This window comes from Tsukamurella paurometabola DSM 20162 (genome assembly GCF_000092225.1).
Lineage (GTDB): Bacteria > Actinomycetota > Actinomycetes > Mycobacteriales > Mycobacteriaceae > Tsukamurella > Tsukamurella paurometabola.
Genome location: NC_014158.1, coordinates 1033843 through 1053126, shown reverse-complemented (window position 1 = coordinate 1053126; position 19284 = coordinate 1033843). Strand labels below are relative to the sequence as shown.

The following is a 19284-nucleotide window of genomic DNA, read 5'->3' as shown; positions in this document are numbered from 1 at the left end:
TCTGGTCGTTAGTCGCGGTCTTTGCCGAGGAGTTCTCGGCGGGAGCGGGTGCGGTAGCTGTCGCCGGAGAGGGTGAGTACTTCGGCGTGGTGAACCAGCCGGTCGATCATCGCGGCTGCGACGACGTCGTCGGAGAAGGTCTCGCCCCAGCGGCCGAAGGGCAGGTTGCTGGTGACCATGATCGAGCCTTGCTCGTAACGAGTGGAGACGAGCTGGAAGAACAGGTTTGCCGCGTCCGGGTCGAAAGGGATGTAGCCCAACTCGTCGACGATGATCAACTTGTAGCGGCGGATCTTCTTCAGCTCGGCCTCGAGCCGGCCGGCCTGATGCGCTGCGGTCAGGCGGGCGATCCAGTTCGTCGCCGTGTCGAAGAGCACGCTGTAGCCGTTCTGCGCGGCCTTCACCCCGAGTCCGATGGCGAGGTGGGTCTTCCCGATTCCCGGTGGGCCGAGCAGGATCACGTTCTCATTCTTGGCGACGAAGGTGCCGGTCGCCAAGTGCGCGAGCACGTCCCGCCGCAGGCTGGGCAGGTGGTCGAGGTTGAAGTCTTCCAAGGTCTTCACCGCCGGGAAGTGGGCAGTGCGGATCCGCATCGTCGTCCCGGCGGCCTCGCGGTCGGCGACCTGCCGGGCCAGGACCGCGGCGAGGTATTCCTCGTGCGCCCAGTTCTCCGTCCTGGCCTGGTCAGCGAGGTCCTCCCAGACCCGCCCGATCGTCGGGGTCTTCAAGGCGCGGGCGAGGTAGGCCAGCTGGGAGCTGACCTTCTCCGCCCGCTCCGGCAACAGTGCGACGATGCTGCCGTCGTCGATCTCCGCCGCTTTCGCGGCGGTCGCTGTCTTCGCTGGGCTCATAGATTCTGCCTCTCAATCGGTTCTGGTTGATTAGGTTCTTCGCCCGCAGCCGCTTTCATTGCGGGCGCGGTGAAGTCGGGGACTCCGAACAGGGCGTCGTAGTCCGGCAGTGCCCGCAAGGCGACTGGGTGCCCGTCGTGGTGCTGGCGCGGCGAGGCCTGCCGGCCGATCTCCTGGTAACGAGCTCGGAGCAACTGGGCTGTGGCAACGTGCTGCGGGTCGGTGACGTTGGTGTGCTTGGCCCAGGAGCGGCGGTGCAGCGCAACCGGCTGACCGTCGCAGGCGGCCACCACCTGGGTCGGAGTGGCGGCGATGTCGACGAATTTGCCGATCACCCTCGGGTCGATCGAGTAGTCGTTGCCGTCGACCCTCACGTAGTAGTCCCGGCCGAGACGAATCCGCTGCCGTAGCCCAGCCATCGGGGCCATCGGCGGCAGGACGGTCATCGCCGCGAAGTCAGTGGTGAATGCTTCCGCCGGCCTTGTGCCGGTCGCCCGGACCAATCTGCGGTTCGCAGTCTGGGTGAGCCATTCGGTCATCTGGGCGTTGAAATCGGCTGGGCTGGTGAAGACCCGACCCGGCAGGAACGAGGTCTCCAGATACTGGTTCGCTCGCTCGACGATGCCCTTGAACTCCGGATCCCGCGCCGGTGCCAGCACGATCCTCGTGGCCAGGGTGCCGGCAAACCCAGCGACCTCCACTGTTGGTTTGCCGGTGCCGCCGATCGCGGCCTCTCGGTCCCAGACCAAGCTCTTCGGGACCCGGCCCCAGCCCTCGATGAGCTGCCACATCCCCGAAAGCAGATCGCCGCCCTGCCGAGAGGGCAGCATCACCGCCGAAATGTGCCGCGAGAACCCGAGCACCATCACCAGCACCGGCAAAACCCGGTCCTGACCAGGCCCGACCGGGATCTTCACGTCCGGGAACCACAAGTCGCACTGCGCGATCTTGCCCGGCTCGTACGTGATCCGGTCGCTCGGATCGATGCCCTTGTATTCCGGACGCAGCAGCGCGAGGCGCTTCTTCAAGGGCGAAAGCGAATAGGGCCACCCGATGCGCTGGGCGATCACCGGTGCCGGCATCGTCGGCCACGACTGCAGCAACGCTCGAATCTGCGGCTCATACGGATCGACCACAGAGCCCTTCGGAGCCCGCTGATACTGCGGCGGCCGATCCGACGCCAACGCCGCCCGCACCGTATTTCGAGCCACCCCCAGCTGCCGGGAAATCACCTTGATCGGCATGCCCTCGGCCTGATGCAACCGGCGGATCTCCGCCCAGTCCTCCACAGTGATCATCCCTCCAACCTGCCGGGAGGGGGTCAACTTTCAGGGAACCCCTGGGGGTCAGTCTTCAGGAACCGTCGACAAGCCGAGTACGCCTGGGCGAACTCCCGGCGACTGCAGTCGGCGCTCGCGGATGCCGGAATCGACTACCGACATCACCGGGAACTCGCTCCGACGACAGAACTGCGCCAACTCCAGTACGCCGCAGACTCGCGACAGGGGGTCGGCAAACGTCATCGCCGAGTCCTGGACGCCGACTACGTGCGCCGGTATACCGCCGAAATACTGGACAAAGCCGATCTCGAGATCGTTGTCGCGGAGTTGCCGGCAACGGCGCCGGCCGCGCTGCTGTGCGTCGAGCGTGATCCCGAGGCGTGTCACCGGGCACTGATCGCCCACCGGCTCAGCCTTCGATTCGCGCTGACGGTCGAGCATCTGAAGCCGACCTGATGGACGAGTTGGACGCACGCCTGGAACGAATCGGTCAACACCGATTCCGGGCAAAGTTTCATCTCTACGGCCGAGATCGTGCCGTCCTGGAGCGACGGGGCCTCGCTGCGGTTCGTCAGCAAGCGCGTGAGTTGATCGAAAAACGGCTCGCGCCAGCCGAACCGCGCAACGACGGCAAACAGACTCCGTATCGCGGTCACCCGGTCTTCATCGCCCAACACGCCACCGCCACGTGCTGCCGCACTTGTCTTCAGCGTTGGCACGACATCCCGTCCGGGCGTGAACTCGACGAGGCCGAAATCGGCTATGTCGTCGAGGCGATCTGTCGGTGGATCACCGCCCAAAGCTCACGATTGTGAGACTGTCGACGTCGATGAGCATCAAGCCCGCCGTCGCGACCGTGCTGTCGATATCACCAGACATAACGTCGCGGCCCGGGTTTCGCGTTGGAATCCGCCCTAGTCCTCGCCGATGTGGTGCGCGCGTTCACCCTGCGGGCCGTAGATGCCGAGGTACTCGACGGGCTTGCCATCGGCGCTGCCGAACCAGTGGGGTAGCCGGGTGTCGAATTCGATCACCTCGCCGGGCTTGATCACCATGTCCTTCTCGCCGAGGATCAGCCGCAGGTTCCCGTCGAGCACATACACCCAGTGATACCCCGGATGGGACACCTGGGTCTGCGTCTGGGCTCCGGGCCGGGGACGGATGACCTCCTTGAAGGTGCGCAGTCCCCCGGCTCGACGGGTCAGCGGAACGATGGTGCGGTCGCCGTGCCGCACGGGCTTGAGCCGCACTCGCGGATCACCGGTCTCCGGGGCATCGACCAACTCGTCGAGGGGCAGCCCGTACGTCCGGGCGAGCGGGAGCAGCAGCTCCAGAGTGGGCTTGCGGGTACCGCCCTCCAATCGGGACAGCGTGCTCACCGAGATCCCGGTCGCTTCGGCGACGGCGGTGAGGGTGATGTCGCGCTCCTGGCGGATCGCACGCAGCCGCGGCCCCACCTGCGCGAGCACGGGATCGGTCGTCTCCGTCATACCTCCAGTGTGCCCCACTTCCATGCGGAACCAGCAATGAAACTTGCCAAAACACCGGCTAGCGGACCGCGGTCCGCTACGCTACGGTGGTGAGGTCGCCCGGAACGGCCGGGCAGAGCTCACCGAGAGGACATCCCATGAAGATCGGCGTCATCGAGGGTTCCATCCGCGACGGCCGCAAGGCCGAGCAGATCGGCCAGTGGGTCGCGGCCGCGACCGGCGCGCGCGAGGGCGTCGAGGTCACCGTGCTCGACCTCAAGGAATTCGACGTTCCGCTGCTCACATCGGCCACCGTCCCCGGCGCCGCGAACCGTCAGTACGACGATGCCGCGGTCACCGCCTGGGGTCAGGCGATCGATGCGCAGGACGGCTTCATCTTCGTCACCCCCGAGTACAACCACTCGGTGCCCGGCGCATTCAAGAACGCCTTCGATTCGATCGGCCCGGAGTGGGCCGGCAAGACCGTCGCCTTCGTGGCCTACGGTGCCGACGGCGGCGTCCGCGCGGTGGAGCACTGGCGCCAGATCACCGCCAACTTCTCCATGGTCGATGCCCGCTCGCAGGTGAGCCTCGGCCTGTTCACCGACTTCGACGGCGAGGGCAACTTCGCCCCGCTCGACCGGCGCCAGGCCGAGTTGCAGGGCGTGCTCGACGAGCTCACCGCCGCCACCGCCCGCAACCTGGGCTGAACCGCACCGTCGGGCCCCGGATCCGGCGCGTTCCGGGGCCTGACGCAGGCACTCCCGATCGATTAGACTTCCAATCGTAACGATCGCAAAGGGAGTCCCCCATGAGTTTCGATCTCATCGTCCGCGACGGCCTCTGGTTCGACGGGACCGGCACCACCCCGACGGTCGCGAACCTCGGCATCCGAGACGGCCGGGTGGCCACTGTCTCGGCAGAGCCGCTCGACGAGACCGGGTGCCCGGAGGTGATCGACGCGGCCGGGAAATGGGTACTGCCCGGATTCGTGGACATCCACACGCACTACGACGCCGAGGTGTTGCTGAACCCGGGCCTCGATGAGTCCGTCCGGCACGGCGTGACCACCGTGGTACTCGGCTGCTGCTCGATGTCCACGGTGTACGCCCAACCGCAGGACGCCGCCGACCTGTTCAGCCGGGTCGAGGCCGTGCCCCGCAAGCACGTCATCGCCGCACTCGAGGACTTCCAGGACTGGACCGATCCCGAGGGCTACATCAAACGCCTCGACTCGCTGCCGCTCGGCCCCAATGTGGCCTCGTTCCTAGGACATTCGGATCTGCGGACCGCGGTCATGGGCCTCGGCCGCTCCACCGACACCTGGACGTTCCCGTCGCGGGCGGAACTGGGCCGGATGGCCGAGATGCTCGACCGTGCACTCGATGCCGGCATGCTGGGCATGTCGGGCATGGACGCCCCGATCGACAAGCTCGACGGTGACCGCTACCGCTCCCGCGCCCTCCCCTCCACGTACGCGTGGTGGCACGAGCGCTGGCAGCTGATCAACGTGCTCCGCAAACGCGGGCGAATCCTGCAGAGCGCCCCCAACATCAACAACCCGCTTACCGTGGTGATGTTCTTCCTCGCCTCCAGCGGCCGTCTGCTCGGGCGGCGCGGCACGGTGCCGGTGAGCCTGCTGGTGGCGGCGGATTCCAAGTCCGCACGAGGCGCGCACCGCGTGTTCAGTGCCGCTGCGGCGCTGGGCAACCGGATCTTCGGGTCCAAGGTCGCCTTCCAGCACCTGCCGCTGCCCTTCACCCTGTACTCGGACGGCATCGACCTGCCCGTGTTCGAGGAGTTCGGCGCCGGGACCGCGGCGCTGCACATCCGGGATCAGTTGCAGCGCAACGAGCTCATGGCCGATATCGAGTACCGCCGCCGGTTCCGCCGCGAGTTCGCGCTCAAGAAGCACAAGCCCGGACTGTGGCACAAGGACTTTCACGACGCGGTGATCGTCGAGTGCCCGGACGGAACGCTGGTGGGCAAGAGCTTCGGTGAGATCGCCGACGAACGCAACGTCGCGCCGCTCGACGCCTTCCTCGATGTCTTGGTCGACAACGGCGAGAAGAACGTCCGGTGGACCACCACGGTGGGCAACGACCGCCCAGCGGTGCTCGACGAGATGGCCGCGGACCCGAATCTGCACCTCGGCTTCTCGGACGCCGGAGCGCATCTGCGCAATATGGCCTTCTACAACTTCCCGCTCCGCTTCCTCAAGCGCATGCGCGACGCCGACGAGGCCGGCCGAACGGTGCTCCCCCTCGGCCGTGCGGTGCATCGCCTCACCGGCGAGCTGGGCACCTGGTTCGGACTCGACGCCGGCTACCTCCGCACGGGGGACCGCGCCGACTTCGTGATCGTCGATCCGGAGCGCCTCGATGACACCGTCGACGCCTATAACGAAGCCGAAGCCCCGTTCTTCGACGGCCTCTCGCGCATGGTCAATCGCAACGACGCCACCGTGGTCGCCACCGCCGTCGGCGGCCGCGTGGTCTTCCGGCTCGGCGAGTTCGTGGCCGGTTACGGCCGGGACCAGCAAACGGGACACTATCTGCGCGCCGGAGTCGCCTGATCGCAGCCACCCCCTTGCCTGTGACCCGAGACACGCGATACTCTGAATCCGAATTCGGAACTTGGAGGATCATGGCCTACCGGCAGACCGAACGCGTGGCCTCGCGACTGGCCCAGCGTCGGGCCGATATCGTCGATGCGGCCTGCCTCCTGGTGAGCGAGGGCGGATTCGGCCACGCCAAGGTAGGGGCCATCGCGCAGGCCGCCGGAGTCGGCGTGGGTTCGGTCTACAGCCACTTCGACGGGATCGACGGTCTGCACGCCGAAGTCTTCGCCCACTTCGCCGAGCGCGAATTGCAGCGCACCGCCGCCGATCTCGGTGCCCCCACCAACCCCCGCGAGGCATTGATCCACCTGGTCCGCGGGTTCGGCACTCGCGCTCTGCGAGCCCCGGTGCTCGCGTGGGCGCTGCTGCTCGAACCGGCGGGCACCGTCATCGAAGAACTGCGCCGCAGCTACCGCGACGGCCACGCCGCACTCGCCGCCGAGCGGATCGCCGCGGGCGTCGAATCCGGCGATTTCCCGGCGCAGGACGCCCGCGTCACGGGTGCGGCGATCGTCGGCGCCATCGCCGAGACGCTCGTGCGGCCGCTGTCGCCCGGTTCCGCGGACCCGGACGCCGCACCCGACAACACCATCGATGAGGCGATCGCCTTCTGCCTCCGCGCCGTCGGCGCGACATCCGTGTGACCCGTCAGGAGATGATGACGATGCCCGCCACCCACGAGGTCTTCAACCAGGCCACCCCCCTCGTCGATTACGACGCCGCGCAGTACCCGCCCCTGCTCGACGCGGTCCGCTCGGCCGGTGCCACCGACTCGCTGGAAGAGATCCACGCCACCGGCCGCCGAGCGGGAAGCGCCGAGGCGATCGCGTGGGGCGAACAGGCCAATGCCCATCCGCCCGTGCTGAAGACGCACGACCGATTCGGCAACCGGATCGACGAGGTGACCTACGACCCGGCCTACCACCAGCTGATGTCCGCCGCGATCGAGCAGGGCCTGCACGCCGCGCCGTGGGAATCGGACAGCCCGCATGCGCATCTGACCCGCGCGGCCAAGTTCTCCGTCTGGACCTCGGTCGACGCCGGACACACCTGCCCCATCTCGATGACCTACGCCGCGGTACCCGCGCTGCGCCACACGCCGGAGCTGGCCGCGCAGTACGAGCCGCTGCTGGCCGCCCGCGTCTACGACCCGGTGTTGCGCGTGCCCACCACCAAGCGGGGCCTCACGGCGGGTATGTCGATGACGGAGAAGCAGGGCGGCTCCGATGTCCGCGCGGGTACCACCCGCGCCGCGCCGCAGCCCGACGGCTCCTACCTACTGACCGGCCACAAGTGGTTCACCTCCGCCCCCATGTCGGACATGTTCCTCACCCTGGCGCAGGCGCCGGGCGGGCTGAGTTGTGTTCTGGTGCCGCGCATCCTGCCCGACGGCTCGCGTAACCGGTTCCACCTGCAGCGCCTGAAGGACAAGTTGGGCAACCACAGCAACGCCAGCTCGGAGATCGAATACGACGGTGCCGTCGGTCATCTGGTCGGCGAGGAGGGCGCCGGCGTGCGCACCATCGTGGAGATGGTGAACATGACCCGCCTCGACTGCACGATCGGATCGGCTGCGCTGATGCGGATCGGCACCCAGCAGGCCGCGCACCACGTGGCGCATCGGAACGCCTTCGGCGCCGTGCTCATCGATCAGCCCCTGATGCGGAACGTGCTCGCGGATCTGGCCGTCGAAGCCGAGGCTGCGACCACCGTCGCGATGTGGCTGGCCGAGCTCACCGATCTCGCACAGGCCGGCGCGACGATGGCCGACGGCTCACCGGCCGCGGACCTGCGCCGGATCGCCTTGGCCATCAGCAAGTTCCACGTGTGCAAGCGCGGCCCGATCCATGCGGCCGAGGCAATCGAATGCTTCGGCGGCAACGGCTACGTGGAGGAGTCGGGGATGCCGAAGCTGTACCGCGAGGCGCCGCTGCTGTCCATCTGGGAAGGCTCGGGCAACGTGGCCGCGCTCGACGTGCTGCGGGCCGCCGGTCGCCAGCCCGCCACCGTCGCAGCGCTGTTCGGCTTCCTCGACGGTGCCGCGGGTGCGGATGAGCGGCTCGATGCGGCGGTGATCCGGCTCAAGGACGAGCTGTCAGATGTCGATCAGTTGGAGTACCGCGCCCGGCGCGTGGTCGAGGCCGCGGCGCTGGCGATCCAGGGCGCGCTATTGGTCACTCGCGGCGAGCAGGCCGCCGCCGACGCCTTCTGCGCCACCCGTCTGGGAGCCGATTGGGGCGGGGTCTTCGGCACGCTCCCCCGCGGTCTCGACGTGGGCACGCTGATCGCCCGCGCCACACCCAAGGTCGGCTAGCTCACGGCCAGGTGATCACACCGCGCTGGAACGTCTGGGAGAAACTACTGCCGTTGCGGACCTCGGGCCCGGTCGGGTAGCCGTACTTACCGGATTCGCGCTTCTCGGCGCTCCACTTCACCAGGATCTCGCCCCACACGGGCCAGGTGCCGCTGGCCGGTGACCAGTAGATGACGCCGCCCTGGAAGGCGTTCATCGCACCGGTCACGGTGCTGAACGGGCCGCGCGCATGGATCTCGTCGGTGATCGGGAAGCCCAGCGGGCCGCGCTCCCAGTTGTTCTCACCCCACTTCGCCCGAATGGCACCGCCGATCTGGTGCGCATTGCCGCCGTCGACGGCGGGGTGCCAGTAGAACGAGGTGTTCTCCTTGAAGGTCTGGAACTTGCCGCCGCGGGCGGCGTTCGACTCGGGGATCAGGGGCACGCCCCAGCGCGCCCATCCGCCGGTGGCGAAGTAGGACGTTTCGATCTGGCCCTTGACCCAGAACCGGCCCACCTGCTGATCGGCCTTGGCGACGGCGGTCACGGCGCCGCTGATGCCGACGGTGAGCGCGGCCGCCGCGACGGCGACGCGCAAGGCGGTGCGGCGGTGGCTGAGATGCGTGGCGTGCGTGGTCATGCCTACTCCTTAGTTTCAACCTCTCTTTCATCATGAATCACATCAGTCACACAGGCAACAACAAGGAAGGGCGTGTCGGCGGTGACGGGCACCACCGACACGCCCTCGGGCCGGTTCCGGGTAGACCGCTCAGGCGGTCAGTAGGACGGTCAGTAGGACGGTCAGTAGGACCAAGCCTTGAGCGCATCGGTGTTGCGTGCGGCGGGCGGTCCGAAGACCTTGACGTCGTCCTCCGACCGGTAGGGATTCCAGTCGTCGCCGGGTACACCGGTCTTGATGAAGCTCAGCCACCGGCCATGGATATCGTCGGCCAGGGACTGCGGGGCGCCATCACCTGCGTACAGGGTGAAGCCCGGATCGCCGATGTTGTCGAACGCGAAGCCCAGGTCGAGGGTGTGCATCGGCGACTTGGTGTGAATGCTGGACGGCCAGGTGAAGTAGTACGCGTAGCAGTTCTCGAGCTGACCGGTCTGCGCCGCGTAGGTGGGACCGCCGAAGGCGCCGTCGGAGAGCAACTCCAGGAAGATCTCGCCGGCCGACAGGCTGTCGCCGTAGACCTTCTTGTAGGCCGTGACCACCGGATCGGTCACCCCCAGCGGGCGCAGCAGGACGTCGAGCGTCTTGAGGGTGTGCTCCCCGGGAACGAACTCGCCGAACACCCGCCAGAAGTCGGATTCCTTCTGATTGTTGCCGATCAGCATCTTCACGGGCACCGGCCCGCGATTGAGCCGGCTGGCGGGGTTGACCGGCACCAGATCGTTGTCGACCACCGGCGGGAACAGCGTGAGCACGTTGTGCGGGCTCAGCTTGTGCAGCACCTTGGCCACCGCGGCGGCCTGTTCCCGCGGATCCTTCTCGCGCAGCGCAGCAGCGGTCAGGTGCAGGCCCAGCGCGGCCTTGAGCGGCTCGGCCGCCTGCTTCGCGGTCTCGATCGGCGCCGCGACACCGATACCCGACTCGCAGATCACCTGATGGAACAGTGATCCCGCGTACTTCGTGGTGGCCAGCGTGGACACGCTCATCGAGCCCGCGGATTCACCGCCGATGGTGACCCGCTTCGGATCGCCGCCGAAGGCGGAGATGTTGTCCTGCACCCACTGCAGCGCCAGGATCTGGTCGTGCAGGCCGCGGTTGTCCGGCGCATCGGGCAGGTGGGTGAACCCCTCCAGGCCCACGCGGTAGTTGGCCGAGACGTAGACCACCCCGTCGCGGGCGAAACTCGTGCCGTCGAACAGCGACTGCGCCGTGCTGCCCATCGCGAACGAACCGCCGTAGAACCACACGTACACCGGCAGGTCCGCGCCCGGCTGGGCGTCCGGCGGGGTCCACACGTTCAGCGTCAGCCAGTTGTCACCCTCGATCACCGGATAGGTGTACGGCGCGGGCAACTCCATCGACGCGGGCGGCGTCGGACCGAACTCCGTGGCGGCGAATACACCGGACAACCGGTCGGCCGGCTCCGGCAACGCGAATCGCAGCTCGCCCACCGGTGGCTTCCCGTAGGGAATGCCGAGGTACCGCGAGACACCCCCCACCGATGCGCCACTGATCTTGCCGGCCGGACTCTCGACCTGGGGCTCGCCCATCTCCACCACCTTCACCTGGGCCGCCCGCACTACGGGTCGACCCGTTCGGACATCTGTCGTTGCGATTCAATCAGAAATTCCCCGGCACACCGGGGCTTGCGACGGAACCGGGACAATCGCGGACAACTTCATCTGTCGGACGCCTGCGCCATGATGGACCCATGCCGGATGCCCTCCGGGCGTTCACGCCCGCCACCGCTGAGTGGTTCGACGAGTCGTTCGCCGCACCCACCGCGGCACAGGCACAGGCGTGGGCGTCGATCGCGAAGGGCCGCAACACCCTGGTCGTCGCGCCGACCGGTTCCGGCAAGACGCTCTCGGCGTTCCTCTGGGCGCTGGACCGGCTGGCGGAGACGGCACCACCGGAACGGCCCAGCGGAACCTCGGTGCTCTACATCTCCCCACTCAAGGCGCTCGCGGTCGACGTGGAGCGGAACCTGCGCGCACCCCTATCCGGCATCGCCCGCGTGCGAGCACGCCGGGGCGAGCCCGCGCCCGAGATCAGCGTGGGAGTGCGATCGGGCGACACCCCGGCCCAGCAACGGCGGAAACTGATCCGCACGCCACCCGACGTGCTGATCACCACGCCCGAGTCACTGTTCCTCATGCTCACCTCACAGGCCCGCGAGACGCTGGCGGGCGTGCACACGGTGATCGTCGACGAGGTGCACGCGGTCGCGGGCACCAAACGCGGCACGCACCTGGCGCTGTCGTTGGAGCGGCTCGACGCACTGCTGGAACGGCCCGCGCAACGGATCGGGCTCTCGGCCACCGTGGAGCCCGCGCAGGAGGTGGCGGCCTTCCTCGGCGGCCCGCGCCCGGCCACCGTGGTGCGGCCACCCTCGGAGAAGGAGTTCGACCTGACCGTCACCGTCCCGGTGCCGGACATGACCGAACTCGACGTGATCCCGGGCGACGAAGACGAGCCGGTGCAACAGGGTTCCCTGTGGCCGCACGTCGAGGCCGCGATCGTCGACCTCATCGGGCGGCACCGGTCCACCATCGTCTTCGCCAACTCCCGGCGGCTGGCGGAGCGGCTCACCGCGCGGATCAATGAGTTGGCCGCGGGCGTGCACACGGGCGCACCGAATCCCACCGTGGCCGGGGGTGCTCCCGCGCAGGTGCTCGCCAGCGGCCAGAGTCATGGGGCGGAGGCTGTGCTCGCACGCGCTCACCACGGTTCGGTGAGCAAGGAGCAGCGCGCGATCATCGAGGACGATCTGAAATCGGGGCGGCTGCGCTGCGTGGTGGCCACATCCAGCCTGGAGCTCGGGATCGACATGGGCGCTGTCGATCTGGTGATCCAGGTGGAGGCACCACCATCGGTGGCGGCCGGCCTGCAGCGCGTCGGTCGCGCAGGGCACCAGGTGGGCGAGCCCAGCCGCGGCGTCTTCTTTCCCAAGCATCGCACTGATCTGTTGCACAGCACCGTCACCGTGCAGCGGATGCGCGAGGGCGCGATCGAGAAGCTCTCCGTGCCGCGTAATCCGCTCGACGTGCTGGCGCAACAGACCGTGGCGGCCGCGGCGATGGACGTGCTCGATGTGCACGACTGGCTCGCGCTGGTACGCCGCGCGCATCCCTATGCGGCACTCCCGGATTCCGCCTACGAGGCGGTTCTCGATCTGCTCTCCGGTCGGTATCCGTCGGAGGACTTCGGCGAGCTTCGGCCAAGGCTGGTGTGGGATCGCGACGCCGGCACACTCACCGGCCGGCCTGGGGCCGGGCGGCTCGCCGTGACCTCGGGCGGCGCGATTCCCGACCGCGGCCTGTTCGGGGTGTTCATGGTGGGCGAGAAGGCCTCCCGCGTGGGCGAGCTCGACGAGGAGATGGTCTACGAGTCCCGGGTGGGCGATGTCTTCGCCCTGGGCGCTACCTCCTGGCGGATCGAAGAGATCACCCACGACCGGGTACTGGTCTCCCCCGCCTTCGGCCAGCCGGGCCGGCTGCCCTTCTGGGTGGGAGACACCGTGGGCCGCCCCGCCGAACTCGGTCGCGCCATCGGGCGGTTCACCCGCGAATTCACCGCGCTCTCCGGCCCCGACCGGTCGGCACAGGCGGGAGCCGTGGGCCTCGGCGATTGGGCCACCGACAACCTCGTCGCCCTGCTCGATGAGCAGGAGCAGGCGACCGGCGTACTGCCTACCGACCGCACCCTCGTCGTCGAGCGCTTCCGGGACGAGCTCGGCGACTGGCGGGTGGCGCTGCACTCCCCGCTCAGTATGCGGGTGCACGCACCCTGGGGCCTCGCTATCGGAGCACGGCTGACCGAGCGGTACGGCATCAGCGGCGCGGTGACCGCCACCGACGACGGGATCGTGGTGCGGCTACCCGATACCGACGATGCACCGCCCGGCGCTGAGCTGTTCCGGTTCGATCCCGACGAGATCGACGGCCTGGTCACCGATGCCGTGGGATCGAGTGCGCTGTTCGCTTCCCGGTTCCGCGAGTGCGCGGCCCGCGCCTTGCTGTTACCGCGCCGCGATCCGGGCAAGCGGTCACCCCTGTGGCAACAGCGGCAACGCGCCAGCCAGTTGCTGGAGGTGGCACGCAACTACTCGCAGTTCCCGATCGTGCTGGAGGCCGTGCGGGAATGTCTGCAGGATGTGTACGACGTGCCGGAACTCGTCGCCGTGCATCGCAGTCTGCAGTCTCGGGCGCTGCGGATCGCGGAGGTCGAGACGGTGACGCCGTCACCGTTCGCGGCGTCGCTGCTGTTCAGTTACGTGGGGGCGTTCATGTACGAGGGCGATGCGCCGCTCGCGGAACGCCGCGCCGCGGTATTGAGCCTGGACCCGGCGGTGCTCTCGCAGTTGCTCGGCCGCGTCGAGCTCACCGAGCTGCTGGATGCCGACATCCTCGACGAGGTGGCGGCGCAGCTGCAACGCACCGCATCCGGCTACCGCGCGCGCACCCTGGAGCAGGTGGCCGATCTGATCCGCGAGCTCGGTCCGCTCGGCCGTGCCGAGATCGCCGACCGGTCCGAAGGCGTCGATCCGGTGCGCGCGGTCGATGAACTGATCGACGCGGGAAGAGCGTTCGGCTATGGCGACGGCTGGATCGCCGCCGTGGAAGACGCCGCACGGCTGCGAGACGGCCTCGGGGTGCCGCTGCAACCCGGCATCGCGCAGGCGTTCACCGAGGCGGTGCCCGATCCGATCGGCGATCTGGTCGCCCGGTACGCGCGCCGGCATGGGCCGTTCACCGCTATCCAGGTGGCCCGCCGGTACGGACTCGGCGTGGCGGTCGTGCACCGCGCACTCGCCGACCTGGTCTCCGGCCGCCGTGTGGTGGAGGGCCGGTTCATCGCGCTGGACGAGACCGAAGCCGGCGACTCCCCGCAGTTCTGCGACGCCGAGGTCCTCCGCCGGATTCGGCAGCGCAGCCTGGCCCGGCTGCGGCACGACGTCGAACCCGTTCCCGAGCGGGCCTACGCCGAGTTCCTCGCCGCATGGCATCACCTGCGCGCGCCGCTGCGCGGCGTCGACGGCGTGGCCACGGTGGTCGACCAGCTCGCCGGGGTGCCGATTCCGGCGTCGGCGTGGGAGACGCTCGTACTGCCGCAGCGGGTACACGATTACACGCCCGCGATGCTCGACGAGCTCACCGGCACCGGCGAGGTGGTGTGGACCGGGCACGGCGCGATCGGTGCCCAGGACGGCTGGATCGCCTTCCACCCGGCGGATCTGGCTCCGCTCACGGTGGCGCCGCCGGATGCGCTGGACCTCACCGATGCGCACGTGGCGATCGAGGACGCGGTGCGCGGAGGTGGCGCCTACTTCTACCGCCAGCTGGCCGGTGCGACGCCCGAGGCGCTGTGGGATCTGGTGTGGGCGGGCAGGCTCACCGGCGATACCTTCGCACCGGTGCGGGCCCGATTGGCGGGCGGACGTCGTGCGACGGCGCACCGGTCGCCGCGGCGGCCGCCGCGAGCGCGGTTCCGGATGCCGGTCGAGCAGTCGCCGCCGATGGTCGGGGGCCGATGGTCGCTGCCGCCGGCACCCCCTGAAGCGGACGATCCGACGGTCCGCTCGCACACCCTCGCCGAACAGCTCCTGGAACGGTACGGCGTGGTGACCCGCGGCGCCGTGATGGCCGAACATGTCGAGGGCGGATTCGCACGGGTGTACCGCACCCTGGCGGCGTTCGAGGAGTCCGGGAAGGCCCGGCGCGGCTATTTCATCGAGCGACTCGGGGCGGCCCAATTCGCGCGGAACGGCACCGTCGACGCGCTGCGCGATGCGGCGACGGCGCTGCAGCGCTCGGACGAGCGGGGCGAGCCCGCGCCACCGCTGGTGCTCGCGGCCACCGATCCGGCGAACCCCTTCGGTGCCGCGCTGCCCTGGCCGGAACGATCGCCGTCGGGTGATACCCCCGGGGCCAGGCCGGGCCGCAAGCCCGGCGCCGTCGTCGTGCTCGCCGACGGCGCACTCGCCGCCTTCGTCGAGCGCGGAGGCCGCACCCTGCTCACCTTCACCGATGCCCCGGAGGCGGCGTTCGCGGCGCTCGCGGAGGCGGCGCCGCGGCTCGGCGGCCTCACCATCGACAAGATCGACGGTGCACCGGCGCTCACCTCCCCGCTGGCCGGCGCACTCGCCGCCGCCGGTTTCGCAAAGACTCCGAAGGGACTGCGGGTGCGCTGAGGCCGTCCGGGAGGATGGACGCCATGAGCAGCGCGCAGCCTCCCGTCGACCGGTACGCCCAGCACCTCGGGATCGAGGTGACCGGCCACGGCGGCGGGCGCGCGGAGGCCCTGGTCACGGTGGCCGAGGATCATCTCAATCCGCACGAGACCACGCACGGGGCGTTCATCTTCGCGGTGGTGGGCACGGCGGTGGCCGCGGCCGCCAACGACGACGAGCACACCGGCGTGGCCAGCTCCATCCACATCGATTACCTGCGCCCCACCCGCCTCGGAGACACCTTGCACGCCACGGCCGAGGTGGCCGAACGGCTACCGAAGGAGGACATCTTCGTGGTGCGGGTGACCGATCCGGACGGCGAGGTGGTGGCCCGGGCCACCGCCCGGTTCACGCGCCGGGTGCGGGCCGAATAGCCGGACCGGTCGGCGACCGCGCGCCGCGGGTTCCCGGATGGACGCGCCGGACCGATTCAGCGCGCGAGCTGCTCGGCCCGCCGCACCAATCCGTCGGCGTGGCCGTCGAAGCCGCGCCGCAGGAACCGTCCGAGCGTGGCCCCCACGACGAGTGAGAGCGCACCGTCGATCCGGAAGTGCGAGGTGTAGCGCGAGCGCCCCTCGCCCGTCTCCTCGACGCGCTGGTCACGAATGCTGCGCACCAGGCCGCCGGGCGCGGGTTTCATCGAGTACGAGAACCCCTTCCCGGCATCGACCGTGACCACGAACTCGGTCTGCGACATCAGCCTGCCCGCTATCAACGCGACCCGCATCGCGAATCGGCCACCCGGTCGCAGATCGCAGGTCGCGGACGGTACGAACGGGTTCCACTGTCCGTAGTCGTCGAAGTCGGTGAGTACCTGCCACACCAGGGCGGCGGGTGCATCGATATCGCGCGTGTGGTCGATCACGAAGGGCATGCCGACAATCTAGAACAGGTTCCATCGGATGCGAGCCGGGTCACAGTCAATTCGATTGAGGAATATCTTCGCGAACGTTACAGTTGCACCCTGCACGTTATTGCTTAGAAATTTGAAGGAAGAAGGTAGCGATGTCGGACACCGTGGAGGCACCGCCACATCAGTCATCGTCGGCCCCCATGACCCACCGGGAGATCCTCGAGGTCATGGCGGGACTCCTGGCCGCACTGTTCACCGCTCTGCTCAGCACCACCATCGTGTCCACGGCCCTGCCGCGGATCATCGCCGACCTGCACGCCTCGCAGACCGCGTTCTCCTGGGTCATCACCACCGCGCTGCTGGCCAACGCCGCGTCGACCCCGATCTGGGGCAAGCTGGCCGACCTGTTCAACAAGAAGGTCCTCGTCCAAGCCGCGATCGTGATCTTCGTGGCGGGCTCGGCGATCGCCGGTGCCGCGCCCAACGTCGAGGTGCTGCTGGGCGCTCGCGTCATCCAGGGCATCGGCATGGGCGGCCTCACCGCCCTGGTCGTGGCCATCATCGGCAGCATCATCCCGCCACGAGAACGTGGGCGGTACTCCGGCTACATGGGCGCCGTCATGGCCGTCTCCATGTCGGGTGGCCCGATCCTGGGCGGCGTGATCACCGATCACATCGGGTGGCGCTGGTGCTTCTACGTCAGCGTCCCCCTCGCCGTGGGCGCGCTCGTCCTGATCCAGCGCACACTGCACCTGCCCACCCAACGCAAGGACGACGTGTCCATCGACTGGCTGGGCGCCACCCTGCTCACCGCGGGCGTGTCCGTCCTGTTGATCTGGGTCTCGTTCGCCGGCAAGAACTACGACTGGATCTCCGGCACCTCGGCGGCGTACCTGATCGTCGGCTTCCTGCTGCTGGCGCTCACCGTCTACGTCGAGTCGCGCGCCAAGGATCCGATCATCCCGCTGCACATCATCACCGAGCGCACCACCGCGCTCGCGATCATCGCCTCCATCGCGGTCGGCGTCGGCATGTTCGGCGCCACGTCGTTCCTCGGCCTGTACTTCCAGACCTCGCGCGGCTACTCCCCCACCATGGCGGGCGTCCTCACCATTCCGATGGTGCTCGGAATGCTGGTCTCGTCGGTGGTTTCGGGCCAATTGATCACCCGCACCGGCACGTGGAAGCCCTTCGTGGTGGGCGGCGCGTTCGTCATGGTCGCCGGTTTCACCCTGCTCGGCACCATCGACCACGAGACGCCGCTGAGCACCGTGATGCTCTACATCGCGATCGTCGGCCTCGGCGTCGGCTCGCTGATGCAGAACCTGGTGCTGGCGGTGCAGAACACGGTCAGCGTGCAGAACATCGGTTCCGCGTCGAGTTCGGTCGCGTTCTTCCGCACGTTCGGCGGTGCGATCGGGGTCTCCGCCCTGGGCGCGGTACTCGCCTCCCGGGTCGCCGACCTCACCCGCAGCGGCCTGGCGACGCTGGGCATTCACGCCCCCGCGGGCGGCTCGGGCAGTGGAGCGCAGCTCGACCTGACGACCCTGCCCGGCCCGGTCCAGGAGATCATCCGGGCCTCCTACGGGGACGCGACCGGCCGGATCTTCCTGGTCGCCGCGGCCTGCGCCGTCGTCACCCTGATCGCGGTGACGCTGCTGCCCAACAAGCCGCTGCGCACCACACTCGACATGGAACCGGCGGACGGAAACACCAACTGACGTGGTACTGAAGTTTCCATTGTGACGAGGGAGGCGGCATAATCGTGCGCATGACGCGTAACACCGCCTTCCTCGCCCTCCCGCTCGTCGCGGGTGCCGCACTCGTCACCGCCGGATGCGCCGGTTACGCCGGCGCCGATCCCGCCGCACCGTCGAAGTCCGGGTCGGCCTCCGCCACCGCGACCAAGGCACCCGCCAAGCCCGGCACCCTCGTCGGAGAGCAGTGGCGCCTCAAGACCGATCCCACCGCGTGGTTCCGTGTACTGGGCTCGAACATCTCCGGCAACGACTCCTGCAATTCGTTCACGGGCACCGCGTCGGCGCTGACCAACGCCCCCGACAAGGTGGACTTCGGCGCCGGTGTCGCCGCCACGCAGAAGTACTGCGCCGACCCCAAGGGCACCCAGACCGCGATCCGCGAAGCCCTCACCGGCCTGCGGCAGTGGTCGCGTCAGGGCACCGAGATGGTGCTCACCGATGTCGCGAACAACCGCACGTGGACCTTCGTCTTCACCGGCTCGGGTAGCTCGGCCGCACCGTCGGCGAGCAAGGCCCCGTCGTCCGGCCACGCGCCCGCGACCACCAAGGCGCCGTCGACCAGCAGCTCCGCGTCGGTCACCAGCGCAGCGCCCGCGCGCTAGGGCTCAGTCCATCGCGCCCGCGGCCCACATGGCCGCGGCGATCTCCACCCGGTTGCGCGCGCCCAGCCGCTGCCCGATCGCACTCAGGTGCGTCTTCACCGTGCCCAGGCTGATCACCAGCTCGTCCGCGATCTCCGCGTTGGTCCGGCCCCGCGCCACGCACGCGGCCACCTCCCGTTCGCGCGGGGTGAGTTCCGCGATCGCCCCGGCCGCGGCCGGCTCCCGGGATCCGGCGCGCCGGTTCCGGGCCAGCAGGTCCACGGTGAGCTCCGGACTGATCAGCGCGTCGCCCTCGGCGGCGGCGCGCACGGCGGCGAGCAGCAGATCGGGGCCGGCATCCTTGAGCAAGAACCCCGAAGCCCCGGCCGCGAGCGAGTCGTCGACGTAGTCCGGTTCACCGAACGTCGTGACCATCACCGCGCGGACGCCGGTCCCCGCGACCCGCCGGCACACCTCGATACCCTCGAGCTGTGGCATCCGGATGTCGAGCAGCGCCACATCGGGTCTACAGCGCGCGATCACCGAGATCGCCTCCACCCCGTCGGCCGCCTGCCCCACCACCTCGATGTCCGCGGCGCCGCCCAGGATCATCGCGAACCCCATCCGGACCATCTCCTGGTCGTCCGCGAGTACCACTCTGATCGGCAC

At 68.9% G+C, this 19284-nt stretch carries 17 protein-coding genes; 10 read left to right on the top strand and 7 right to left on the bottom strand.

Translation table 11 applies throughout. The features are described 5' to 3' along the window. Positions 1 to 8: 8 nt before the first annotated feature. A complete protein-coding gene (gene istB / locus TPAU_RS05115; RefSeq protein WP_013125696.1) occupies positions 9 to 851 on the bottom strand; it encodes an IS21-like element helper ATPase IstB in 843 nt (280 codons plus the stop codon). Beyond that, entirely contained in the window at positions 848 to 2149 is a 1302-nt protein-coding gene (gene istA, locus TPAU_RS05110) for an IS21 family transposase (protein WP_115329542.1), read from the bottom strand. Before istA ends, istB begins: the two co-directional genes overlap by 4 nt. Here istA and TPAU_RS22255 point away from each other — a divergent pair. Beyond that, positions 2108 to 2587: a DUF488 domain-containing protein gene (locus TPAU_RS22255; protein ID WP_115329794.1), complete on the top strand. Its 480-nt coding sequence runs from the start codon at positions 2108 to 2110 to the stop codon at positions 2585 to 2587. The two genes, istA and TPAU_RS22255, sit on opposite strands and share 42 nt — an antisense overlap. Continuing rightward, positions 2587 to 2946 (top strand): DUF4186 domain-containing protein, encoded by a 360-nt coding sequence (locus tag TPAU_RS22250; protein ID WP_013125693.1) that lies wholly within the window; start codon positions 2587 to 2589, stop codon positions 2944 to 2946. Before TPAU_RS22255 ends, TPAU_RS22250 begins: the two co-directional genes overlap by 1 nt. A gap of 99 nt (positions 2947 to 3045) precedes the next feature. Here TPAU_RS22250 and TPAU_RS05095 read toward each other — a convergent pair whose 3' ends face one another. Further along, entirely contained in the window at positions 3046 to 3621 is a 576-nt protein-coding gene (locus TPAU_RS05095; protein ID WP_013125692.1) for a helix-turn-helix domain-containing protein, read from the bottom strand. 137 nt (positions 3622 to 3758) lie between these two features. On the opposite strand from TPAU_RS05095, the gene TPAU_RS05090 reads away from it, so the two are divergent. The 4 genes from TPAU_RS05090 to TPAU_RS05075 all read left to right on the top strand — a co-directional run bounded on the left by TPAU_RS05090 (position 3759) and on the right by TPAU_RS05075 (position 8534). After that, the gene (locus TPAU_RS05090) at positions 3759 to 4310 is read left to right on the top strand and encodes an NADPH-dependent FMN reductase (protein ID WP_013125691.1); all 552 of its coding nucleotides are present in this window, start codon (positions 3759 to 3761) and stop codon (positions 4308 to 4310) included. A gap of 101 nt (positions 4311 to 4411) precedes the next feature. Next, the gene (locus TPAU_RS05085; protein WP_013125690.1) at positions 4412 to 6175 is read left to right on the top strand and encodes an N-acyl-D-amino-acid deacylase family protein; all 1764 of its coding nucleotides are present in this window, start codon (positions 4412 to 4414) and stop codon (positions 6173 to 6175) included. Positions 6176 to 6246: 71 nt separating this feature from the next. Continuing rightward, positions 6247 to 6864, top strand: a complete 618-nt coding sequence (locus TPAU_RS05080; protein ID WP_013125689.1) for a TetR/AcrR family transcriptional regulator — start codon at positions 6247 to 6249, stop codon at positions 6862 to 6864. 20 nt (positions 6865 to 6884) lie between these two features. Further along, positions 6885 to 8534, top strand: a complete 1650-nt coding sequence (locus TPAU_RS05075; protein ID WP_013125688.1) for an acyl-CoA dehydrogenase family protein — start codon at positions 6885 to 6887, stop codon at positions 8532 to 8534. Between the two features lies 1 nt (position 8535). On the opposite strand, the gene TPAU_RS05070 is transcribed toward TPAU_RS05075, so the two are convergent. Both TPAU_RS05070 and TPAU_RS05065 read right to left on the bottom strand, forming a co-directional pair. Beyond that, positions 8536 to 9153, bottom strand: a complete 618-nt coding sequence (locus TPAU_RS05070) for an LGFP repeat-containing protein (RefSeq protein WP_013125687.1) — start codon at positions 9151 to 9153, stop codon at positions 8536 to 8538. Between the two features lie 161 nt (positions 9154 to 9314). Next, positions 9315 to 10739: a carboxylesterase/lipase family protein gene (locus TPAU_RS05065; RefSeq protein ID WP_013125686.1), complete on the bottom strand. Its 1425-nt coding sequence runs from the start codon at positions 10737 to 10739 to the stop codon at positions 9315 to 9317. 161 nt (positions 10740 to 10900) lie between these two features. Here TPAU_RS05065 and TPAU_RS05060 point away from each other — a divergent pair, with 161 nt between their 5' ends. Next, positions 10901 to 15382 (top strand): ATP-dependent helicase, encoded by a 4482-nt coding sequence (locus TPAU_RS05060; protein ID WP_013125685.1) that lies wholly within the window; start codon positions 10901 to 10903, stop codon positions 15380 to 15382. Between the two features lie 23 nt (positions 15383 to 15405). After that, on the top strand, positions 15406 to 15795 hold the full coding sequence (locus tag TPAU_RS05055; protein ID WP_013125684.1) for a PaaI family thioesterase: 390 nt from the start codon (positions 15406 to 15408) through the stop codon (positions 15793 to 15795). Between the two features lie 56 nt (positions 15796 to 15851). Here TPAU_RS05055 and TPAU_RS05050 read toward each other — a convergent pair whose 3' ends face one another. Next, a complete protein-coding gene (locus tag TPAU_RS05050; protein ID WP_013125683.1) occupies positions 15852 to 16295 on the bottom strand; it encodes an SRPBCC domain-containing protein in 444 nt (147 codons plus the stop codon). Between the two features lie 131 nt (positions 16296 to 16426). Between TPAU_RS05050 and TPAU_RS05045 the strand changes: the two genes are divergently transcribed. Next, on the top strand, positions 16427 to 17995 hold the full coding sequence (locus TPAU_RS05045) for an MDR family MFS transporter (protein ID WP_013125682.1): 1569 nt from the start codon (positions 16427 to 16429) through the stop codon (positions 17993 to 17995). Between the two features lie 50 nt (positions 17996 to 18045). Beyond that, complete coding sequence (locus tag TPAU_RS05040) at positions 18046 to 18636, top strand: META domain-containing protein (RefSeq protein WP_147291058.1); 591 nt, start codon at positions 18046 to 18048, stop codon at positions 18634 to 18636. A 3-nt stretch (positions 18637 to 18639) separates the two neighbouring features. On the opposite strand, the gene TPAU_RS05035 is transcribed toward TPAU_RS05040, so the two are convergent. Next, a complete protein-coding gene (locus TPAU_RS05035) occupies positions 18640 to 19284 on the bottom strand; it encodes a response regulator (protein ID WP_013125680.1) in 645 nt (214 codons plus the stop codon).